Source organism: Mariniflexile sp., assembly GCF_041583155.1.
GTDB lineage: Bacteria > Bacteroidota > Bacteroidia > Flavobacteriales > Flavobacteriaceae > Mariniflexile.
In genome coordinates this window covers 1-23,072 of the sequence record NZ_JBFHGK010000054.1, presented here as the reverse complement: position 1 = coordinate 23,072, position 23,072 = coordinate 1, and the positions used below count along the sequence as shown (strand labels likewise).

Here is a 23,072-nt window from a genome sequence, read left to right as displayed (position 1 = left end):
TTAATGACTGGGTTTATGATTATAACTATAACAGACCACATCAAGCTTTAAATAATAAATCGCCTATGGAATATTTAACACTAAAAATCAGTTGAAATTTCTATTTTTGATTGGCTCTAAAAAAGGGGAAGCTTACAGGTTATATTGACTATTTCACAGCTGTCAGTGTCCGTTGAAAATTCAAATGTACCTGAGATGATATAATTTGTTTTGTCTATTTTCGAAAAAGTAACATACCCCTCGTATGTGTCAATATATTCATAGTAACAGATTTCGGTCCCCTGATTTTGTTTTGTAAATTTTGCTCTGGATATACCTTCTCCAATTCCCTTAAAGTAATATGGTGTATTAATTGTAAAAGGATCTAATACAACTATGTAAACCCCCCCCGCTCCAAACTGAATTCCACCTCCTTGATATATGGCAGTAATTTGTCTACTATTAGTAATGCTAATAGGGTTACCATTGTCTAAATAACCAAAGGTGTTTTCACCAGTTTGAGTGAGCGGAGGGAGTTGATCTATAGGGTTTGTGGGAGTATCATCATCGTTTTTGCAGTTTGTAACTGCCATAAGCATTAGGCTGTAAACTATAAGTGTTATAAGTGTTTTCATGGGGTTTGTTTTAATTGTTTTTATATAAAATTAAGAAATTAAATACAATTTAAATTGTGGTTTTCCCATAATTAAGGTTAAGTTTTTGTAAGCTATCACTTACCCACACGCATGGCATAAAGTGATTGCCATTGGGTTTTATCAACCAAATTGTTGGTAGCTATAACACCACTATAGGCTTCCACTTCATTAAAGCGTATGTCAAATTCTTTAAGATAACCCGTGGTAACCTTGGTTTTATCAATGTTGCCAAAAACATATTGCATGCGGTTGTAATAGTCATTGTTTTGCGAAAAACTTTGAAAAAAAGCACATACAAAGATTGTGAAAATGAATAATTTTTTCATGATTGATTGATTTTTAAATTAATAACATTATGGGATATATTGCATATCGAATCGACCATTAGTTATATTGACTATTTCGCAATTATCCGTTACAGTTGAAAATTCAAATGAGCCAGATACAATGAAATTTGTTTTATCTATTCGGGAAAAATTAACAAAACCTTCATAAGAATCATTAAAATCATAATAGCAAGACTCTTGCCCATTGTCTTCTACATATCTTACTTTGCCAACTAAATTATAATTGTTATTTATCTCAAAAGGCTCGTCTAGAACTATATAAACTCCACCAGATCCAAACTGTATAAAACCACCTTGATAGATAGCCGCCATTTGCGAACTATTTGTTATGGATATAGGTTGTCCATTGATAAGAAAACCAAACGTGTTCTCTCCAGTTTGTGTTGGTGGGGGCAATTGGTCTATTGGGTTTTTTGGAGTGTCATCATCATTTTTGCAACAAGACAAGCCTAATGTAATTGCTAAAATTATTAGTAGATTTTTCATAATATTTCTTATTTTAAAAGTACAGATTTGGGTTGGATTTTGATTGCGGGAAACCCGTAATTAGTGTTATGTTTAGGTTAAAATTGTCATTGGGTTTCTCATCAACCAGATTATTGGAAGCGAAAACTTCATTAAAGGCTTCAATTTCATTAAAACGAATGCCAAATTCTTAGATATAACCTGTAGGAACTTTGGTTTTGTCGATCTTACCAAAACATATTGAATGAGATTGTAATAATAATTGTTTTGGACATTACAAGAACTGAACTTATAATTTTGGAATTATATATTTAAAAAAACGTATTTTAGTATCAAAATAAAACAAAAGATCTAGTTAAATAAGTTACCTATTCGGTTACCAAAGCGTAAATATATTTGTAACTATTCGAATATTAAAAAATTAAGTTAAGGAAGGTCTTTCTGCCACCCCGACAAGATAGTATATCAATCAACATCAAAAACCTGTAAATCTTAATGATTTATAGGTTTTTCTTTTTAGAAAAGCATGAAATCTGATTGGTTTTTAAATTCACTTATTCACTTTTTATCCTTCAAAATGAATTTAAAAAAGTAACCGGTGCAATTATTTGGTTTTATATTTTTAATGGATTAAATTTCGTAGTAATTAAAAAGATAAAATCAAAAATTTGTTTGATAGAACGAGGTTAGTTAACCAATTAAAATCCCGAAGTCTCTGGGATGTTATAGTTGTAGGTGGGGGTGCAACAGGTTTGGGGATTGCTTTAGATAGTGTAACACGTGGTTATAGCACCTTGCTGTTGGAACAATCGGATTTTGCCAAAGGGACATCGAGTAGAAGCACCAAATTAGTACATGGTGGTGTGAGGTACCTTGCCCAAGGCAATATAGATTTGGTAAAGGAGTCCTTGTATGAAAGAGGGGTATTGTATAAAAATGCAACACATTTGGTTGGTAACCAATCATTTATTATTCCCAATTATTCATGGTGGGATCATTTCTTTTATACTTTCGGGTTAAAAATTTATGATTTTTTAGCAGGGAAGTTAAGTTTAGGTGCCTCCCATCGTATTTCAAAGGAAGAAACCATTTCTCGTTTGCATACTGTAAAATTAGAAAAACTCAAAGGGGGTGTTGTGTATCACGATGGTCAGTTTGACGATTCGCGGTTGGCAATAAATCTAGCACAAACAGCCATAGAACACGGTGCAACGGTTTTAAATTATTTTAAAGTCGAAAATCTTTTAAAGAATGATTCAGGTAAAATTAATGGTGTTCAGGTTAAAGATGTAGAAACAGAAAGTCTTTACAGCATAAATGGAAAAGTGGTTATAAATGCTACTGGGGTATTTGCAGATGCTATATTAAAGATGGATGATGCGGCCGCTAAAAAAAGAATTCAGCCAAGTCAAGGCGTGCATTTGGTTTTAGATAAGTCATTTTTGCCTGGAAATGATGCAATCATGATTCCTAAAACAAGCGATGGAAGGGTGCTTTTCCTTGTACCTTGGTATAATCGCATTGTTGTTGGAACTACCGATACCTTAGTTGATAGTTATAGTTTAGAGCCTTTAGCCTTAAAAAAGGAGATAGCATTTATCTTGGAAACTGCGAATAGGTATTTAACAAAACAGGTGACTGAAAACGATGTTTTGAGTGTTTTTGCGGGATTACGACCTTTAGTGGCTCCGGGTGATAAGTCAAAAAAGACAAAGGAAATTTCAAGAAGTCATAAAATTATCATTTCGAATTCGGGTTTAATATCTATAACAGGAGGTAAATGGACAACCTATAGGCGAATGGCGCAAGATACTTTAAACAAAGCCATAGCATTAAAGAAACTACCAGTCTCTAAATGCAAAACAAAGAATTTATTAATTCATGGAGCTAAAGGAGATGTAGATAGGTCGAATCGTTTATACATCTATGGTAGTGACCAGAAAGCTTTAATAGATTTAAAGATCCACGTGCCGGAGTATCGTGAAAAACTACATCCAGATTTAGAATTTACGAAGGCAGAAGTAATTTGGGCTATTAGAAATGAAATGGCCAGAACCGTTGATGATGTTTTATCAAGGCGAGTTAGAGTCTTGTTTTTGGATGCGAAAGTAGCAATGGAAATAGCGCCTGTTGTTGCGGTAATTTTGGCTAAAGAACTTCAAAAAAGCGATGATTGGATTAGTGGTCAGATTAAAGATTTTAACCAAATTGCTCGCAATTATAGTGTTTAAAATTAGTGGTTTACGTTAATTTTTAGGGTTTTTGTTTCTTCGTTTTATTATAACTTTCAACAACTTTTTTCAACAGTTTGTATTTTGTCGGATAATTCGTGTGTTTTAGCTTTTTTTATTTAAAAAGATAATAATCCAATTCTGATTTATGTTAAATGTTTTGTAACTTAAAAAATAATAATTACATTTGGAAAACCAATCTGGTAAACCAATTACACAGATCCCCAAGGTCTGCTTTTAATACCAACTAATTTATGGGCAACATAAATTAATAACAAACTATTAAAACTCTTTTATTATGAAAAAAACTTTACTTTTTACAAACAGAAACTCTAACAAATTTTATATCTTATTGGTATTTTGTTTGTGTTTTAACTTGGGATGGAGTCAGACTAACCTAGTGAAGAATGGCGCTCTTGAAAATCATACTATCGATGTTAATGATAATGCCGATGCGTTCGATATGACACCCCCAAGTACTGTTGACGTTGTCAATAGTGTTGGAGTAGATAGTCCTTATAGATACGATGCAACCAATAATCCAAATGGATGGAATAACACGGCTTTAGATACATGGTTGGCGACATCAACTACTCCTAATGACTCAAATGAGCAACCAGGTTCTACAAGTGATGGTAATAAATATGGTCCTAAGGCTGGTTTAGGTAGAGGTGTAAAGTTGTATTCACCTACTCGTCGTTTATATCAGCGTGTACCTGTTACAATTGGAGTTAATTATACTTTTTTTATTGATTCTCGTTCGGAGTTCGTGTTTTCAACCCCTGCCGAACAAGTTACTTCAGAAGTATTTATTTTAAACACTGAAATTGAAAATGAAGTTGGGCTTACTAGTACTAGCTCTACTGTTGATGGGTATAAACTGATTGATAATGATCATAACCCTAGCAACTCTTCAAGTGAGATGAATACATTTACTACAAATTCATTTTCATTTACAGCCACAAATAATTTTGTAGTTATTTATATTAGAGCTCCAAAAGCTGTTGATGGTAATCATGACGTGTTTTATGATAATATAGAGCTTTATACAACAGCATCATTGTCTACAAAAGATGTTTTAGCATCAAAATTAAACATCTATCCAAACCCAGTTAAAGATAATATTACAATTGAGTCTAGCAGCGTTAAGATATCTTCAGTTGAACTTTATAACGTAGTGGGTCAAAAAGTGAAATCTCAAACAACATTAATTGATAATAAATTAAATGTTGCCGATTTATCAAAAGGTATGTACTTGTTGAAAGTAAGTGCAGAGGGTAGTAGTACAACTAAAAAGATTTTGATTGATTAATTTTTAAATAAGAATTAAATAAAAGCCTTATAAATTATAAGGCTTTTTAATTTCTATAAACTAAAGCATTTTATTTTAATTATCTTTAGTTCATAAAAAAACCAAACTAAACTAAATGACATCACGACGGACATTCATTAAAAAAACTGCTTGTGCAACAGGTTTTTTACCTTTTGTTACATTCCCTTTACCTAATCTTTTTCAAGATGATGAGCCTAATGTTTTAGATGTTAGTGTTTTTTCAAAACATCTACAGTTTTTAGATTATAAATCTACAGGGGAAATGGCTGCGGAATTAGGTTTTTCTGGAGTTGATTTAACCGTTCGCCCAAAAGGGCATGTGTTGCCCGAATTAGTAAAAAAGGATCTTCCTAAAGCCGTTAAAGCCATAAGAGCTAGCGGCGTTCATTGTAAAATGATTACTACTAGCATCGAAAGTGTAAAAAATACCTTGGATGTTGATATATTAAAAGCAGCTTCCGCAGAAAATATTAACTTTTACAGAACCAATTGGTTTAAGTACAAAGAAGATATTTCGATGGAGGAATGTCTATTAAATTATCAAAATGAAATAAAAAAGTTAGGCGATTTAAACAGTGAACTAGGTTTGGTTGGCTGTTACCAAAACCATGCAGGTACAAGCGTTGGTGCTTCCTACTGGGAGATCAAAAAAATTCTAGAAAGCGTTAATCCAGATTATTTTGGCACACAATATGATATTAGACATGCCATGGTTGAAGGTGGCTATTCTTGGGAAAACGGATTAAAATTACTGTACCCCCATATAAAAGTGATGGTTTTAAAAGATTTTAAATGGGGTCTTGTTAATGGTAAATTAGAGGCAATTAACGTACCTATCGGTGAGGGTGTAGTGGATTTTACCAAATACTTTAAACTGCTAAAACAATATAATTTAAAACCACCAGTTTCTCTGCATCTTGAATATGATTTAGGTGGTGCCGAAAAGGGTAATCAAGAAATAACAGTTGATAAGAAAGTAGTGTTCGATGCCATGAAAAGTGATTTGCAGAAAGTGCAAAAATTATGGAAGAACGCTTAGATAATAGAATTACAGAATAAAAATTAGAATAAATAAATGCAAATGAAACGTATCGTATTAATCTCAGGTTTGTTAACATTTTTAATGGTATCAACCCTAAAAGCTCAAACAAATAACATTAAAGTCGCGAATATTAATGAATTAAATAAAGCGATTAAACAAAGCAAAGCTGGGGATAATATAGTGCTAGCTAATGGTGTTTGGAGTAATGTGGAAATTGAATTTTATGGCAAAGGAACCAAAACACAACCAATTACCTTAACCGCCGAAACTAAAGGAAAGGTTACCATTGAAGGCGTTTCTAATTTGAAACTAGGAGGAAGTTATTTAATTGTTGATGGGTTATATTTTAAGAACGGTTACACTCCTACTAAAAATCTTATTCAATTTAAAATTAATAACGATTCTATTGCAAATCATTGTAAAGTTACCCAATGTGTTATTGAAGAATTTACACAGCCAGACCGAGATGTGAGCGATCATTGGGTGGAGTTTTGGGGTAGGCATAATGAGCTGAGTAACTCTTATCTTGCGGGGAAATCAAATTTCGGACCAACCATTATGGTTCGTTTAGATGGAAATGAAAATATTTATAATTATCACCAAATAGTTAATAATCATTTTGGACCACGTCCGCGAAAAGGAGGGCCTCACGGTGAAACTATTCAATTGGGTAACAGTGAAACGTCAATGACACCATCTCACACCTTGGTAGCTAATAATTTATTTGATCGTTGTAATGGTGAAATTGAAATTATTTCAAGTAAATCCAACTTTAACGAATTTAGAAATAATGTTTTTTTTGAAAGTGAAGGGTCTTTGGTGTTAAGACATGGAAATTATGCTACTATTGATGGTAATGTATTTATCGGTAATGATAACTCTAAATTTATTGGAGGTATTCGTGTAATAAATACGGGCCATTGGATAACTAATAATTATTTTTATAAAATACAAGGTAAAGAATTTAGAAGTGCTTTAGCTGTAATGAATGGCATACCGAAATCGCCATTAAACAGATATAATCAAGTAACAGATGCCGTTATTGCCTATAATTCGTTTGTAAATTGTAAATCACCTTGGCAATTTAGTGTAGGCTCTAATGTGAGTCAAAAGGAGGTATTGCCTCCATCTGAAATTCGTTCAGAAAGACCAGAACGTGTTATCGTTGCCAATAATCTTATTTATAATGAGGAGGCTGATTTATTCCCGATAGCAAATTATGATAAAGTGGATGGTGTTAAATTCAAAAATAATATTATTAATAACGAAAATAATAGTGAGGTTAAGCCGAATGGTTTAAAAACAAAATCTATTTCAGTTGAAAAAAAGTCTAACAACTTATATGTTTTAAAAGAAAATATTAATGATACCTATGCTGGTTTCGATTTTGAAACTATTAATAAAGATTTATTTGGAAAAGAAAGAACGTCGAATAACAATAGCATTGGTGCATTTGTAAATCCTGTAAAAGCAGAAACCTTGTTCACTAAATCTGATTATGGAACAGATTGGTTTTTAGCTAACAAAGGAAATGCTGCAGCTAAAACTCACAATGTTTCATCTGCATCTGCACTTGTAAAAGCACTTAGCAAAGCGAATTCAGGAGATGTCATTTCACTTAAAGGTGGTGTTTATCGTTTAAAATCTAATTTGCCAATTAATAAAAATATATCCTTGGTTTCGGCTCAGAAAGATAACAAAGCAGAATTGGTATTTTCATCTTCTAAAACTGCTTTTGAAATGCAGCCAAAAGGAAGTTTGACTTTAAAGGATGTTGTGCTTACTGGAAATAAATCTCAAAACACATTTACTACTTTAGATAAAAATATGTCTAAAGCATTCAACCTGTTTTTAGATGGAGTTGAGGTTAAAAATTTCAAATCCGTTTTAGAGGTATCAAAAGGAGCCTTTGCCGATACGGTTTTAGTAGCTAATTCCACTATTAAAAATTGTGAACGTGGCTTTATGTTGAATAAGGAGACAAACGATGGAGGTGATTATAATGCAGAATTCGTAATATTTAAAAATAGTGCTTTTGATAATATTGATGAAGTTGTTTTGGATTATTATCGAGGCGGTTACGATGAATCGACCATAGGTGGTAATTTAATTTTAGAGAATAATACGTTTACAAATTCAGCAAAATCTGAAAAAGATGATATCTTAATTAAAAACAGAGGTATTGTTAACGTTGAGTTTTCAAATAATACATTTAAAAATAATCCAGTAAAACGAATTGCAATTCTTTGGGGAGAAAAAGGACAGGAGCCTGGTGAAAATACAATTGAAAATTCAGGTGTTATTGAGGTGGTTCAAAATTTAGCTTTAAAATTAATGTACTAAAGCAAATAGATGAATTGGTTTAAATTAACATGGCTAATTAGTTGTTTTTTGTGTTTTGAAATTGGTGTTTCTCAGAACATTCCATCTGATTCAGTTATAGAAACTTTTAAGTTGCAGGCTTATTTAAAGCCGGAAGTTCAGAGTGTTTTGGGTGGTGTTCAGAATATTTCAGATGCCGAATTAGCAAAATATTTTCGAGAAAAATTTTCCGAGCGTTATTTTTACGATTGGAAAAATTTTAATGACCGTTTTATAGCTTATAAGACAGCTTATCCAGAGGCAGAAAATAGTCATGCCGAAAGGGCATTGGATCATCTTTCAAAGTTTCCTGATTTCGCACAATGGAAGTTACCCTTTAATTATTCTAACGGATTGCCAGTTAATGCTTATGCCTTGCGACATTTGGCACGTCAACACAAAATGTTGGATATTGCCTTTTACTATAATTATCAGAATAAAAAGGATGCCTATTTAAGTTATTTTAAAAATCAATTACAATCATTAAACAAAGCATTAGCAACTAATAGTTATGAAACGATAGAAGATGGTAATGGGGTTTATGAAGCGTTTAGATCTGGTTATCGGGTGCTAAATTGGTTGCAGATTCATAATATGTTTTTGGGAGAAAAGGGATATTCTGATAAGGAGCAATTAGTAACTATTGCCACCTTGTTACAGCATGCCTCCAATCTCTATGAAACGAATGCTAGTTTTGTTCCTGGAAACCATCAAACGAGAGGGATGTCGGCTTTAGCCATGCTGTCTATTTTGTTTATAGATTTTAAAGATTCAGATAAGTGGTATGAACGTTCTATGCAATTGTTGGAAGCGCATTTAACCAAGGAAATTAATAAAGATGGATTTCAGTTTGAGCGCTCTGTTCATTATCATATAAGTGATATTGATAATTATTATTATGTGTATCAGCTAGCCCGAAATAGTAATATGAATGTTGATGCTTTTTGGGAGAACAAATTAAAATCGTTATTTGTTACACTTACTAAAATTGCATATCCAGATAAATCGGCACCAGTATTTTCAGACGATACCAATGAGCCTTGGGCAGAAAAGAACAATATTTCTGGAGCCTTAACTTTGGGGTATTTATTATTTGCAGATTTGGAAATGGGTTATTTTGCTAATAATTTTGTGGAGTCTGATATGTATTGGTATCTAAAAGATACACAATTGAAAATGTTAGACAATATCCAAAAAAAGGTTCCTGAGTTTAAATCTGTGGTATTTCCTGAAACAGGTTATTATATTATGCGGCAAGGTTGGAATCAGGATGATAAAATGATGGCCATATCAAACGGACTAGATGTCGACAAACCAGACCATCAACATGGCGATTTGCTGGGGGTACAAGCCATGTCAAACGGTCAGGTTATATTACCAAATTATCAAGTAAGGTATCCGCTTAAAGATTATGAGTTTTTTAAAAATTCATTGGTGAAAAACGTGGCTTTAGTAGACGACGAGCTACAAGGAAAAGGTTACGCAGGTAACCAAGGCGGTAGTGGTTTTGGAAAGTTTTCAAATTTACCGAAGCCCAAAACTATAGCTTGGAGCTCGAATAATAATATAGATGTTTATGTGGGTAGTCATGATGGTTTTGAAAACATTGGAGTTACCTATACTAGACAAGTTATTTACTTAAAGGATGATTTTTGGGTAATAAAGGATAATTTTAAATCCAATGAATCCCACGATTATAAACAAATTTGGCAAGGACATTATACTTTTGAGAAAGCACCTAATTTACTTCGTTCTACATTTAATGATGGCTCTGGTTGTGACATTTACCAACTAGTAGCTACCGATGATGTAAAAACATCAGGTACACGAGGTAAAGAATGGTCTATAATCTCCAAAAAAGAAAAATCTACTTTTAGTTTTATAACAGCCATTGTGCCATTTAAAAAATTTGATGATCGTATAGATGAAGATCAAATAAACCCGAATTTAAAAGGTTGGAAAGTAAATGATTCAAATTGGGTATTAAGTGGAGTTAAGCCACTAAGTTTAACGAAAGGAGATTTATCAGCTTTTTTTTCAATCAAAGGCTTGGCATTGAATAATATTAAAGCTTCGTTTTCTGAGGAAGTGGATGTAGTTATAAAGTATTCGGAAAATAATTTTTCAATTCAATTAGTATCCGAAAATAAAGTGGAATGCAATTTGACTAATAACAAAAAGTTGAAAACCGTTACTCTAAACCCAGGGCAGGTGTTTACAGTATTTTAATTCGGATAAAGTTGTTTTGAATCTGATTAAATTCTAAATGTTTTTAGTATTTTAAATGCATGAATGAGTCATTATCACATTTTTTTTCTAAATGAATTATAAAGTATCTCAAGAATTTTAATCATTTAACAGTTAAATCATTTGTCAAATGATTAATTAGACTTATATTTGGCTAACCAATCTGGTAAACCAGTTTTTTTAAATTGGGAAAACAGATTTTGGTTTGTAAATAATTAAATAGTACATTTTCAATAAATTAATATAAAAGGCGTTTTAGTATTTGGTTTTCAGAATACTATTACAGTAAGTCCTTTTTTTTCAAAATCTTTTAAATCACTGAAACTAACTTATGTTTTTAAAGAACAAAATTCAAATTTCATTAGTAGCTATATTTTTAATTACGGCTTCTTGTAATGCACAGTCTAAAGCTCTTGCTGGAAAACAAAAATCAAAGAAACAAGAACACCCCAGTTTAGTTTTAACTAAATCTGGTGTAGAAAAAATTAAAGCACAGTTAGGAACGGTGCCTTTGTTTGATAAAACTTTGGCAACAGTTAAGGCAGAGGTTGATGCTGAGATTTTAAATGGAATTGAAGTTCCAATACCTAAAGATTTTTCGGGAGGTTACACTCATGAGCGCCATAAAAAGAACTTTCTAATTTTACAAAAGGCGGGTGTTCTGTATCAGATTTTGGATGATGAAACTTATGCTAAATATGTTAAAGATGTACTTTTTGAATATGCGAAGATTTATCCAACGCTTCCGGTGCATCCACAAACGCGTTCCTATGCACGAGGTAAATTGTTTTGGCAATGTTTGAATGATTCAAACTGGTTAGTGTATGTAAGTCAGGCTTACGATTGTGTTTACAATTATTTAAGCGAAAACGAACGTAAACAATTAGAAAAAGACCTTTTTAGACCATTTGCTAAATTTATATCTGTTGAAAATCCACAATTTTATAATCGCGTACACAACCACAGTACTTGGGGAAATGTTGCAGTTGGAATGATTGCTTTAGTAATGGATGATGCTAAATTATTAGAAACAGCATTGTATGGATTGAAGAAAGATAATATTGATCCGAACGCAAAAGATAATGATGGTGGGTTTATTAAGAAGAAAGGACAAAAAGTAGGTTTCTTAGCTAATTTAGAAGAACCTTTTTCACCAGATGGTTATTATACTGAAGGGCCTTATTATCAAAGATATGCCATGTACCCATTTTTAGTGTTTGCTGAAGCATTAGAAAATGTAAAACCAGAACTTAAAATTTTTGAATATAAAGATGGTGTTTTATTAAAATCGATAAATACCTTGCTTAATCTAACGGATATTGAAGGCAACTTCTTTCCGTTAAATGATGGGCAAAAGGGTATGTCTTATTTCTCAAGAGAATTAGTGTCAGCAGTAAATATTGGTTATTATTTTGGAGGTAATCCAACCGATTTACTTTCCATAGCAAAAGATCAGGGAGAAGTTTTATTAGACGATACAGGCTTGGCTGTTGCTATAGGTGTTCGTGATGGTTTGGCGACACCATTCATTAAAAAATCAATTAACTTAACGGATGGAAAAGATGGTGATGAAGGTGGAGTTGCTATTTTGCGTGCGCCAGGAACGAAGGATGACTATACATTGGTAATGAAATATTCTGCTCATGGTTTAAGTCATGGTCATTTTGATAAATTATCATTTTCATATTATGAAGGAGGGAATGAGGTTATACAAGATTATGGTATGTCTCGTTTTGTAAATATTCAGCAAAAAGGTGGAGGAAATTATTTAAAGGAAAACACTACCTGGGCAAAACAAACCATTGCTCATAATACGATTAACCAAAATGAAGGCTCTCATTTCGGAGGAAGTTTTGAAACGGGTAGTGCGCATCATTCTGAAAAATACGTGTTCGATGTTTCGAATCCAAAAGTACAAGTTATTAGTGCAACGGAAACTAATGCGTATCCGGGTACATCGCTGCATAGAACATTGACAATAATTAAAGAAGATGATTTTGAAAATCCTTATCTTTTAGATATTATCAAAGTGGATTCAGAAACTGAAAATCAATATGATCTTCCATATTACTATTTAGGTCAAATCATGTCTACCAATTTCAAATATAATGCACCAGAAGTACTAAAACCTTTGGGAACTAAAAATGGTTATCAGCATTTATGGAATTTAGGTGAAGGTAAGTCAGATTCTGAAAACGCTAAATTATCATGGTTTAATAAGGAACGTTTTTATACGCTTACTTCTGTGGTTTCTAATGAAGATGAATTAATTTTCACTAGAATAGGAGCCAATGACCCAGATTTCAACCTTAGAAACGATCCAGGTTTTATTATAAGAAAGAATAACACAAAGAATACTTACTATGTGTCCTTATTGGAATCTCACGGACACTACGATCCAGTTAGCGAAATTGCGATAAACGCATTCAGTGCAGTAAAAAACCTTAAAATAGTATTTAGTGATGATGCTTATATAGCAGTACAAATAGAAAATGCAGCTAACAGGAATAGCCTGTTTTTATTGTCGCAAAAAGATAATGCAGAAGATAGTAAACATCAAATTAAAATAGAAGATAAAACCTATGAATGGGTAGGTGCTTTTCATTTAATTAAAATTTAAAACTTAGAACAACTAAAAGTTGTATTGTGTGAGTAAATAATTTTTAAATGAACATTAAATCTTAAACATATTTTCATAGTTGTTGGTTAAAGGTACTGATAGATTTGTGATTGTGTAATCATTTTTGATGCCAAGAATTCTTGAAATCTAGGTGCCTTTTTGTTGTTATTATTCACGATTTACCACTGTTCTAAGTGATGAATTTGGACTAACTGTTTCAAACGAGATTAGGTTGCTTGAAACTATAGATTTATTCCATATTACTTCTCAGGTAATATAAGGCGCTTTTTTAATGAAAAAAGGAGAATTATTAGATAGAATTAGTCTGTTTACAAGGTTGTTTTTGCAGTATTGTTCTTAAAAGCGACCGAGAAATGTTAAATTTTCTGTTTTGATTGAAAATTTTTATCAAAAAAAAATTTGGTATTGGAATTTTATGTATTTTTGGTTGACCAAATTGGTTGACCAATCTGGTAGGTCGTAATAAAGAGTTTTTTACTCATTATTGCTTAAGTGAAAAAAAGGAAGGATAGCATTTTTAGTTGTCCTTTTTATGGTTAATGACATAAAAAAAAGGATAATTCGTAGTTATCCTTTTTTTCAAAAATTACTTCTTTTTAGCTTGGAAGTAAAATAAAATACATGTTGACACTCTATTGAGACATGCTTAACAAATTTACTAAAAATTGTTGAGGTACCGGTTGTTTTGAAGGGTGAATATTTAAATAAGTTGTGTTATAAGCATGTAAATGGCACAGCAAAAAACTAAATCGAAAAAAAACTTTAAACAATTAATCATGAATTTAAAAAACAAGCTGGCTCTCGTTGCTTTATTGCTCTTCAGTATAGCGGTATTTGCACAAAACAAGACAGTAACTGGTGTAGTCGTTTCTGCGACAGATAATATTCCTATTCCAGGGGTAAATGTTATTGTAATGAATACTACCAAAGGTACTACAACAGATTTTGATGGTGCCTTTAAACTTGATGTGAAAAGTGGAGATGCACTTCAATTTTCTTATATCGGGTTTGTAACTCAAGTAGTAGTTATAAAAGACCAAAAAACACTTTCTATTTCTTTAAAAGAAGATTTGGCAACTTTAGATGAAGTTGTTGTTATTGGTTATGGTGTTCAAAAGAAAAGTCACTTAACAGGTGCTATTTCTAAAGTAACAAACGAAAGTTTGGATCAAATTGCAACATCGAGGGTTGATGATGCTTTAATTGGTCAAGTTTCGGGGGTTAACATACAAGCGACAGATGGTCAGGCAGGTGCTGCACCTACCATTACAATTAGAGGTGTTGGATCTATGGCAGGTGATTCTACACCATTAATCGTAGTAGATGGTATTATTGTTGACTCTAGTTTCTTGGGGTCTTTAAATATGAATAACGTTGAATCATTTGAAGTACTTAAAGATGCTGCGTCTTCTTCTATTTATGGTTCGAAAGGATCGAATGGTATTATCATGATTACCATGAAATCTGGGGTTTCAGGAAAAACTAGAGTGTCTTACAGCACATTTACAGGTGTGAAAACTGCTAGAAAAAGTGAAGCTTACGGTACTACAACTGCAGATTGGGCACAAAAACAGTTAGATGCAGGTTTAGAATTATCACTATATACAAAAGCGCAACTTCAAATAGGTACAGATCGTGCTTGGCAAGATGTGTTTTTTGATAATGGTACTATTACCAACCATGCTATTTCTGTAAGAGGCGGAAATGATAAAACAAAATTTACTACCAGTTTGAATTATTCAAATGATGAAGGTGTAATGTTGCGTGATAACTTTAAAAAGTATGGTGCCAGAATTAAAGTTGATAGTGAAATAAATGATAAATTTAAAATTGGAGCTAACTTTAGCCCTGCTTATACGGAACGAGTAAGATTTTCAGAAAGTATTTATAACGTGGCAAGACATCAACCTTGGTTGCCAATTTATCATACTGAAGAAACACTTCGTTTTGTTAACCAAGCAGGTCCTTATAGCTACCTACAAGTTGGTGATTATGCAAGACAAGATCATTTTACAGTATTTGATTTACTAGGTGATGATGGTATTAACGATATCCTTGCTAATATTGGTAACAGTAGTAACCAAAATCCATACGCTAGAGTTAATGAGCGTGATAGAGAAGATAAAAAGTTTCAGTTATACGGAAGTTTTTATGGTCAATATAACATTACTGAAGGTTTAAACTTTAGTTCTACATTATCAGGGTCTTTTAATGATACCAAAAGAACTGATTATTTAGGAACGTTGGCTAGAGAACAAGCTTCATTGGCTTATATGGAAGAAATTGTTCAAAAAGAGAATTATGTAATTTTTGATAACTTCTTCAATTATAATAAATCATTTGGAAAAAGTGATATTGGAGCTACACTTGGTACTTCTATTGAATCTAGAAATTTTTTCTTTTCAACAATTACAGGAACAGGTTATGTGAACGATGCTGTAAAACAAATTGCTGGAGCAACAACCAGAACTGGTGATGCTTTTGAATGGCAAAAAAGAGGTATTTCATACGTTTCAAGGATTAACTATGCTTACGATAGTAAGTATTTAGCATCTTTCAGTATGAGACGTGATGGAAGTTCTATTTTTGGTTCTGATTACAAATACGGTAATTTCCCAGCTGCATCTATCGGTTGGAATATTTCAAAAGAAAATTTCTTAAGAGAAAGCAGTTTTGTTAACAACCTTAAGTTTAGAGCTAGTTACGGTGTAACAGGTAACGACCGTTTGAATACAGGTTCTGTTGATCCAGACTCTCAAGGAAGTACTTCTACATTAAGTTCAGATAATATATTAATTGATTATTATCCTTACTTATCTTTATTAGCGCCTTCAGCTTATGTTGATAACGGTAGTATTGTTACTGGTTTCTCGGCATTAAACGTTGCAAATCCTGAATTAAAATGGGAGCGTTTAATTGAGATTAACCCAGGTTTAGATTTTGGTATTTTAAAGAATAAAATAACAGGTTCTATTGATTGGTATAGAAGAACTAGTGATCAATTATTATTACCTAACCCAATTTCAGTTACAACAGGATTTGGTTCTGCTTTAGTGAACTTAGGTGAAGTGAAAAATGAAGGTTGGGAGCTTGAGTTGAAAACTAAAAACATTTCTAACGAAAAGTTTAAATGGAATACAACGCTTTTAGCAACTACAAATAAAAATACTTTAGTTGATTTTGCTGATTCAGCAGGTCAAATCACGCAAAACGGAACACCTTCTGTACAACCAGAGTGGACTAACATTGAAGGTCAACCTATTTCATTATTCTATGGTTTTGTTGTAGATAAAGAAGTGCCTCTTGAGTTTAGAGATAGACCGTACAGACACGTTGGTGCAGAATTTGGTTTTGTTTATGTGAAAGATTTAAATGGTGATGGAGTTTTAGATGATGAAGATAAAACGGTTTTAGGAGATCCATATCCAGAATTAATATGGAGTTTTACAAATGAGTTCAGTATCGGTAATTTTGATTTATCTTTCATGTTCCAAGGATCTCATGGAGCTGAAATTAGAAACCTTGCCGATCATTATATGTTCAGTAATAATAATAATGTTACTCTTGTAGCTAATTCACTAGGTGAAACTGCACCAAATCAACAATTTTTAATCAACAAATACTACACTAGTAGTATGGTGCAAGATGCTTCATATATTGCTTTAAGAAATGTTAATATTGGTTATAATTTTTCAAAAGATGTAATTTCTAAATTTGGTATTACCGGATTAAAAATTTATGCAACGGGTCAAAATTTAATATATAAAACAGCTGATAATTATACAGGATGGAATCCAGAAGCTATTGATAAGGCTAGTCCTACACAGTATGGGTATCAATTAGGAGGGTCACCTATTAACAGTACAGTCTCTCTTGGTTTAAATTTAGATTTTTAATTATTTTTTTAACGATTTTACAAATACTATTATGAAATATAAAAATTATATCGCTATCATTTTAATAGGAAGTTTTCTGTCTTCTTGTAGCGATTTTTTGGAGCCCGCTCCATCGTCAAGTCTAACAACCAGTAATTATTTTACAACTGCTGCTGAGTTAGAAACAGGATTATTAGGTGTTTATGATGCTATTCAAGGTAGTTCGGATAGAGATAGAGATTTAAATCATGGTGTTCAATATGAATTTTATGTTACCGAAATGCGAAGTGACAATACCAGTTCGAAGACACCTGATAGTGAAGATGCGTCAGATGCGGGTCAGTTTGAAAATTATACCTTAAGATCCACCAATTTATTTGTTAGAGATTACTACTCTAGTTATTTTCAAGTTATCTACAGAGCAAATGTAATATTAGGAAGCTTGGGTGTTGTAACGGACCCAGATCAAGCAGCAGCTATTGAAGCGGAAGCTAAGTTTTTAAGAGGTTATGCCTATTTTAATTTAGTTAGATTGTTTGGCGATTTACCGCTAATTGATCGTGTGATTTCACCAACTGAAACAGAAATTCAATTTACAAGAGTTGATAAAAATTTAATTTACGATTTGATTGTTTCTGATTTAGAGACAGCAGTAGCTGGTGTAACAGGAACATCTAAAAACAGAGCTTCAAAAGCCGCGGCTAAATCATTGTTAGCAAAAGTATATTTGTCTTTAGAGTCACCAGAATATCTTAAAGCACAAGTGTTGTGTGAAGAGGTTATAAATAGCTCTAGCCCGGCATTATCACTTCAATCAAACTTCTATAATGTATTTTATTCAGAAGGTAATAGTGAAGTTATTTGGGCTATTGGTTACCAAGCAGGTCTTGATGGTGAAAGTCAATTATTCTCTTCAGAATGGTTGAATGCTGTTGGTGTTTCAAGTGGTGTAAATTATGCGACCACAGATGTTAAAGCAGCATTAGATGCTATGGGAGGCAATAGAACACAATATTCATATAGATTAGATCCTCTTACAGTTACAGGTACTAATAGATATCAAGTAACTAAATATTTACCAGAAGGTAATACAGGTGGTGTAAATGGGAATGTGTTTCCAGGAACCCCAAGAAATGCTGGTAATGACTGGATCGTTTTACGTTTGTCAGATGTATTGTTAATGCATGTTGAGGCTATCATGGGTAGTGCAAATGAGACTCAAGCAGACGCAGCTTTAATTTCTTTTAACAAAGTAAGATCTCGTGCTGGTATGCCAACTAAAACTCTGGGTGTAGATAAAATTGAAAAAGCAGAGTTGTTAGACGAAAGACGTGTTGAGTTAGCTTTTGAAAATCACAGATTTTTTGATTTGTTACGTTTCAAAGCTGCCCAATCAGTACTTCAAGCCTATTCAGATGCAAATAATTTTGATTTCCAATCTACTGATTTATTATTGCCAATTCCACAAAATGAAATAAATCTAAGTAGAAGTAGTGGAACCGAGATGTATCAAAATCCAGGTTTCCTTCAATAACTAAAAAAAAATATTAGACATGAAAAAATTTAGTAATTTTAAAAAATGCGTATCTGGAATCCGTTTAGTTGCTTTGGCAATTATCGCTGGTGTTTCAGTTACGGCTTGCGATCCTACTATTGATTCTTTATCATTTGATTTGCCAGAAGCAGGGTCAAAAGCAGATTTAAAACCACCTGTAGCTAGTTTTGTAGCTTCAAAGACCTTAGATTATTTAACTTATACGTTTTCTAACACATCTTCAAGTGCAACAGACTATGTTTGGGATTTTGGTGATGGAGGTGCTACAGTTACAACATTAGAAGCAACAAGAACATTTCCAGACGAAGGGACTTACACTGTTACTTTAACAGCTACGGATAAACTTGGTCAGTCAAACTCAGTTTCGGCTATTGTTGAAGTAGTGAAACCAGACGTGCCACCAGTGTTACCTCCGACTATTGTTCACCCTAATTTCGATGTTGATGCTGAAAAGAATTCTTGGAAGGCACCTTTTAGAGGAACTATGCAAACAACAACTTCTAATGGCTACATGGAAGGCGGCAGAGGAGGTAAACTACCTCAGGATGGTTCGAGAGCTGGGTATCAGGAATTCGATATCACTCCAAATGCAAGTTTTACTTTGAAGTATAAATATAGATTTAGAGATCAAGAAACAAGCCAAACAGGTAAGTTTTATGTGAGAATAGTAAAACCTTTAACAATTACAACATTCGATAATGATGTAATTACAAACAATACACTTATTGGTGCTTCTGCAACTTATGTAGAATCGCCTGAAAATACTGGAGCATTGTTAGAAGGTTCTATCACATTCAACTCTGGTTCAAATTCAAGAGTGGCAATTTTGTTCTATAACGAACTAGATGAATGTTATATTGATACGTTTACAATAACTGTTAATCAATAAATTGATTAATATGGTAAATTCCTTAAAATATATACTATCATTTGTAATAATAGTATTTGTAACTGTTAACGCTACTTGCCAAGATGAGGCAAGTAGTGTTGCAGATGCAAAATCTAAGGTAGAAAAGCAGGATAAAAAGAAGAAAAAGTACAAATTACCAAAAATAGATTTAAGCCACTGGAGTGTAACAACACCAGAATTAAATGCAAAGGGTAGTGCTATGAATATTCAACCACCTGCAATTTTAAACTATGCAACTGATGAGCGTCTTATACCATATATGTATAACGATTCTACAAGTGGTGCTTTGGTGTTTTATGCATACCCAAGTAATGCTACTACTGCCAATACCAAATACTCACGTTCTGAATTAAGAGAGCAAATGGTACCAGGGAACAATAAAGTAAACTGGACCTTTGCACAAGGTGCTTACATGAAAGGAACCCTTTCTATAGGCGATGTCTCTAAAGATGAAAACGGTAAGTATCATAGAGTAATTATTATGCAAATACATGGTATTTTAACGGATGCACAACGCGATTTGATAGGTCAAAAAGATAATAATGCGCCACCAATACTAAAAATTTATTGGGAAAATGGAAAAATTCGTGTTAAAACAAAAGTGTTGAAAAACATAAGCACCTCTGGAGATGCGTTATTACATGAAGAAGCATGGGATGATGATAAGGGCTTTAATTTTGAACAAGAAGTAGGATTTGGAAAATTTACATTAGAAGTTAAAGTGTCTGATGGTAAGATGGTGGTTGTTCTTAATGGGAATGAGTACAAGGTTTATGAAGATATCCATATTAAAAAATGGGGCGTTTTTGAAAACTATTTTAAAGCAGGGAATTATTTTCAATCAAGAGATAAAGGATCATTCGCTCGTGTGAAATATTACGAGTTAGAAGTTAAGCATTAAACATAGGTGATCCGCATTGGATTCCGATATTTATCATTTATTACCGACCCCGAAACCAATTTAATTAATATGGTATGAACTTAGAGATATTATCACTTAACGAAAATCAAGTGCTTCAAAATGAGGTGATTGATAAAATACGAAATTTAATTCATTTCAAAAACCTAGAACCTCATGATAAATTACCTTCAGAACGTATGCTTTCTGAAAAATTTGGGGTTAGTAGGGGTGTGGTAAGGGATGCTATCCAAAAGTTAGAGTTCTACGGGTTATTAAGATGCATTCCACAAAGTGGAACATTTTTAGCCGATGTAGGCGTTATTGCTATGGATGGTATTATAAATGATATTTTAGATTTAGGAAGACCAGATTTTAAATCGCTTGTTGAAACCCGAATATTATTAGAATTAAAATCGGTAAAGTTAGCGTCATTAAGAAGAACTGAAGCAGATTTGGTTGCAATGAAAGAGGCTCTTAATGCGTATACAAGTAAAGTGTTAAATAATGAAAATGCGGTACAAGAGGATTTGCTATTTCATTTAGCCATCGCAAAGGCTAGTAAAAATAGTACCTTAAATACGTTTATGCTTTCTATTACCCCTGAAATCATCACAAATTTCGCAAAATATCATGTGTGTTGTGACGATTTAGCCAAGTCAGGAATTGAAGAACATACGGCCGTTTATGAGGCCATAAAGAGTCAAAATCCAACCTTGGCAAAGGAAGTGATGAAAATACATTTCAAAACATTATATCAATATTGTTATAATATAAAATAAATTAAAGGCATAAAATATTCATTTCCATTAACTTAAATTATAAATATGAAATTAAAAGGATTGCGTTGGTTTATCATTGGTTTAATATTTCTGGCAACAGTAATAAACTATATTGATAGGAGTGCTTTAGGCATTATGTGGGGAAGTCAAGATTTAGAAGGCTCTATTTCCCATTCATTAGGACTTACAAAGAATGATTATAGTTACATTCTTAATATTTTCATGGTTGCCTATGCTTTAGGTCAACTGTTTTCAGGTAAGTTATTTGACAAGGTTGGAACTAGATTAGGTTACGTTATTAGTATTGGTGTTTGGGGGCTTTCATCCTTCCTGCACTCTACAGTACGAGGTCTGTTTTCACTTGCATTTTTTAGGAGTACTTTAGGTTTATCTGAGGCAGGAAACTGGCCAGGTGGTGTAAAAAGTAATGCCGAATGGTTCCCAATTAAAGAACGTGCTATCGCACAAGGCTTATTTAACGCAGGGGCTTCTATTGGCTCTGTAGTAGCGCCACCAATGATAGCAGCTTTGTTTGTTGCTTTTGGTTGGAGAGTTACCTTTATGGTTATAGGGTCTTTCGGTATTGTATGGATTATTCCTTGGTTGTTAATTAATAAAGCAGGACCAAAAAAACACCCTTGGATTACTTCAGAAGAGCAAAAATATATTTTAGAAGGACAAAGTAAAGCCGATCAAAATGCTACGGATGATACTAAAGGTTTAAGTTTGAAACAAATTTTGTCATACAAAGAATCATGGGCAGTAGTAGTAGGTCGTTTCTTTTTAGAACCAATTTGGTGGTTGTTTGTTGGTTGGATGCCAATTTATTTATTCGACACCTATAACTTCAATGTAAAAGAAGTAGGTATGTTCTTGTGGGTACCGTATGTTGGTGCTGCTGTAGGAAGTATCGCTGGAGGTTATGTTTCAGGTAGAATTATTGCGAAAACTAACTCAATAGATAAGGGAAGAAAAACAACAATCCTGATAGGTGGAATTATCATGTTAATTGGTCTTATTGCTACTATTCTTATTGGAAATACAGCAGAACGTTTTGTTGCTATTGTATTTGTAGTGCTATTCGGTTTCCAGTTTGCTATTAGTAATGTTCAAACCTTACCAAGTGATTTTTTCAGCGGAAAATCTGTAGGATCTTTAGCAGGATTAGGTGGTATGATAGGCGTATTCTCAGTAATTATTATGAACTTTTTAGTTCCTATTATTGCCGAGGTTTCTTATACTCCAATATTTATTGCCATAGCAGTGTTTGTACCTCTGGGAATAGGTGCAATTTACTATTTCGCAAAAAACATTGAGTCAGTAGAGTAATTTATATAGTTATAAAAGTAAAAATTAATTAAAACCAAAAATTAAGAGTATGAGTAATTCAAATGGAAAAGTAGCCGTAATCACTGGAGCAACTGGTGGTATTGGTTTCGAAGTAGCGAAACGATTAGGGAAAGACGGATACACAGTAGTTTTAAACGGAATCGAAGATGAAGCCGGTGCACAAAGAGTAGAAGAGCTTACTGCATTAGGCATCCCAGCTGAATATTATGGATTTGACGTTACAAAAGACGAAGAAGTAACTGAAAATATCAATAAAATTGGAAACAAATACGGTAAAATTGACCTTTTAGTAAATAATGCAGGAGGTTTAGGAGGCAGATCTAGATTTGAAGAAATGACAACTGAATTTTACAGATTTGTAATGGCTTTAAACTTAGATTCAACATTTTTTGCATCTAGA

The 23,072-nt window shown here is 32.9% G+C and carries 17 protein-coding genes; 14 read left to right on the top strand and 3 right to left on the bottom strand.

Annotated features, from left to right (window positions below; translation table 11 throughout):
• Positions 1-95, top strand: a 95-nt coding sequence (locus ABYI63_RS15160; protein WP_372757475.1) for an integrase core domain-containing protein, incomplete at its 5' end; no start/stop codon positions are given.
• 21 nt (positions 96-116) lie between these two features.
• Here ABYI63_RS15160 and ABYI63_RS15155 read toward each other — a convergent pair.
• The 3 genes from ABYI63_RS15155 to ABYI63_RS15145 all read right to left on the bottom strand — a co-directional run bounded on the left by ABYI63_RS15155 (position 117) and on the right by ABYI63_RS15145 (position 1,468).
• Positions 117-614: a hypothetical protein gene (locus tag ABYI63_RS15155; protein ID WP_372757503.1), complete on the bottom strand. Its 498-nt coding sequence runs from the start codon at positions 612-614 to the stop codon at positions 117-119.
• Positions 615-709: 95 nt separating this feature from the next.
• Positions 710-961 (bottom strand): hypothetical protein, encoded by a 252-nt coding sequence (locus tag ABYI63_RS15150; protein ID WP_372757501.1) that lies wholly within the window; start codon positions 959-961, stop codon positions 710-712.
• Between the two features lie 27 nt (positions 962-988).
• On the bottom strand, positions 989-1,468 hold the full coding sequence (locus ABYI63_RS15145; protein WP_372757499.1) for a hypothetical protein: 480 nt from the start codon (positions 1,466-1,468) through the stop codon (positions 989-991).
• Between the two features lie 638 nt (positions 1,469-2,106).
• On the opposite strand from ABYI63_RS15145, the gene ABYI63_RS15140 reads away from it, so the two are divergent.
• The 13 genes from ABYI63_RS15140 to ABYI63_RS15080 all read left to right on the top strand — a co-directional run.
• Entirely contained in the window at positions 2,107-3,678 is a 1,572-nt protein-coding gene (locus ABYI63_RS15140) for a glycerol-3-phosphate dehydrogenase/oxidase (protein WP_372757505.1), read from the top strand.
• A 298-nt stretch (positions 3,679-3,976) separates the two neighbouring features.
• Positions 3,977-4,990, top strand: a complete 1,014-nt coding sequence (locus ABYI63_RS15135) for a T9SS type A sorting domain-containing protein (RefSeq protein ID WP_372757497.1) — start codon at positions 3,977-3,979, stop codon at positions 4,988-4,990.
• A gap of 115 nt (positions 4,991-5,105) precedes the next feature.
• Complete coding sequence (locus ABYI63_RS15130; RefSeq protein ID WP_372757495.1) at positions 5,106-6,050, top strand: sugar phosphate isomerase/epimerase family protein; 945 nt, start codon at positions 5,106-5,108, stop codon at positions 6,048-6,050.
• A gap of 42 nt (positions 6,051-6,092) precedes the next feature.
• Complete coding sequence (locus tag ABYI63_RS15125; protein ID WP_372757493.1) at positions 6,093-8,396, top strand: chondroitinase-B domain-containing protein; 2,304 nt, start codon at positions 6,093-6,095, stop codon at positions 8,394-8,396.
• A 9-nt stretch (positions 8,397-8,405) separates the two neighbouring features.
• Positions 8,406-10,643 carry a heparinase II/III family protein gene (locus ABYI63_RS15120; protein ID WP_372757491.1) on the top strand — a complete coding sequence of 746 codons (2,238 nt, stop codon included), beginning with the start codon at positions 8,406-8,408 and terminating at the stop codon, positions 10,641-10,643.
• Positions 10,644-10,992: 349 nt separating this feature from the next.
• Positions 10,993-13,281 carry an alginate lyase family protein gene (locus ABYI63_RS15115; protein ID WP_372757489.1) on the top strand — a complete coding sequence of 763 codons (2,289 nt, stop codon included), beginning with the start codon at positions 10,993-10,995 and terminating at the stop codon, positions 13,279-13,281.
• Positions 13,282-14,078: 797 nt separating this feature from the next.
• Positions 14,079-17,198, top strand: coding sequence for a SusC/RagA family TonB-linked outer membrane protein (locus ABYI63_RS15110; protein ID WP_372757487.1), 3,120 nt, complete (start codon positions 14,079-14,081; stop codon positions 17,196-17,198).
• 31 nt (positions 17,199-17,229) lie between these two features.
• Positions 17,230-18,711 carry a RagB/SusD family nutrient uptake outer membrane protein gene (locus ABYI63_RS15105; RefSeq protein WP_372757486.1) on the top strand — a complete coding sequence of 494 codons (1,482 nt, stop codon included), beginning with the start codon at positions 17,230-17,232 and terminating at the stop codon, positions 18,709-18,711.
• A 19-nt stretch (positions 18,712-18,730) separates the two neighbouring features.
• The gene (locus tag ABYI63_RS15100; RefSeq protein WP_372757484.1) at positions 18,731-19,621 is read left to right on the top strand and encodes a PKD domain-containing protein; all 891 of its coding nucleotides are present in this window, start codon (positions 18,731-18,733) and stop codon (positions 19,619-19,621) included.
• 10 nt (positions 19,622-19,631) lie between these two features.
• Positions 19,632-20,543, top strand: a complete 912-nt coding sequence (locus ABYI63_RS15095; RefSeq protein WP_372757482.1) for a polysaccharide lyase family 7 protein — start codon at positions 19,632-19,634, stop codon at positions 20,541-20,543.
• A gap of 74 nt (positions 20,544-20,617) precedes the next feature.
• The gene (locus tag ABYI63_RS15090; protein WP_372757481.1) at positions 20,618-21,322 is read left to right on the top strand and encodes a FadR/GntR family transcriptional regulator; all 705 of its coding nucleotides are present in this window, start codon (positions 20,618-20,620) and stop codon (positions 21,320-21,322) included.
• Positions 21,323-21,367: 45 nt separating this feature from the next.
• The gene (locus ABYI63_RS15085) at positions 21,368-22,651 is read left to right on the top strand and encodes an MFS transporter (RefSeq protein WP_372757479.1); all 1,284 of its coding nucleotides are present in this window, start codon (positions 21,368-21,370) and stop codon (positions 22,649-22,651) included.
• A gap of 49 nt (positions 22,652-22,700) precedes the next feature.
• Positions 22,701-23,072 (top strand): SDR family NAD(P)-dependent oxidoreductase (locus ABYI63_RS15080; protein WP_372757477.1); only part of this gene is annotated, 372 nt, incomplete at its 3' end.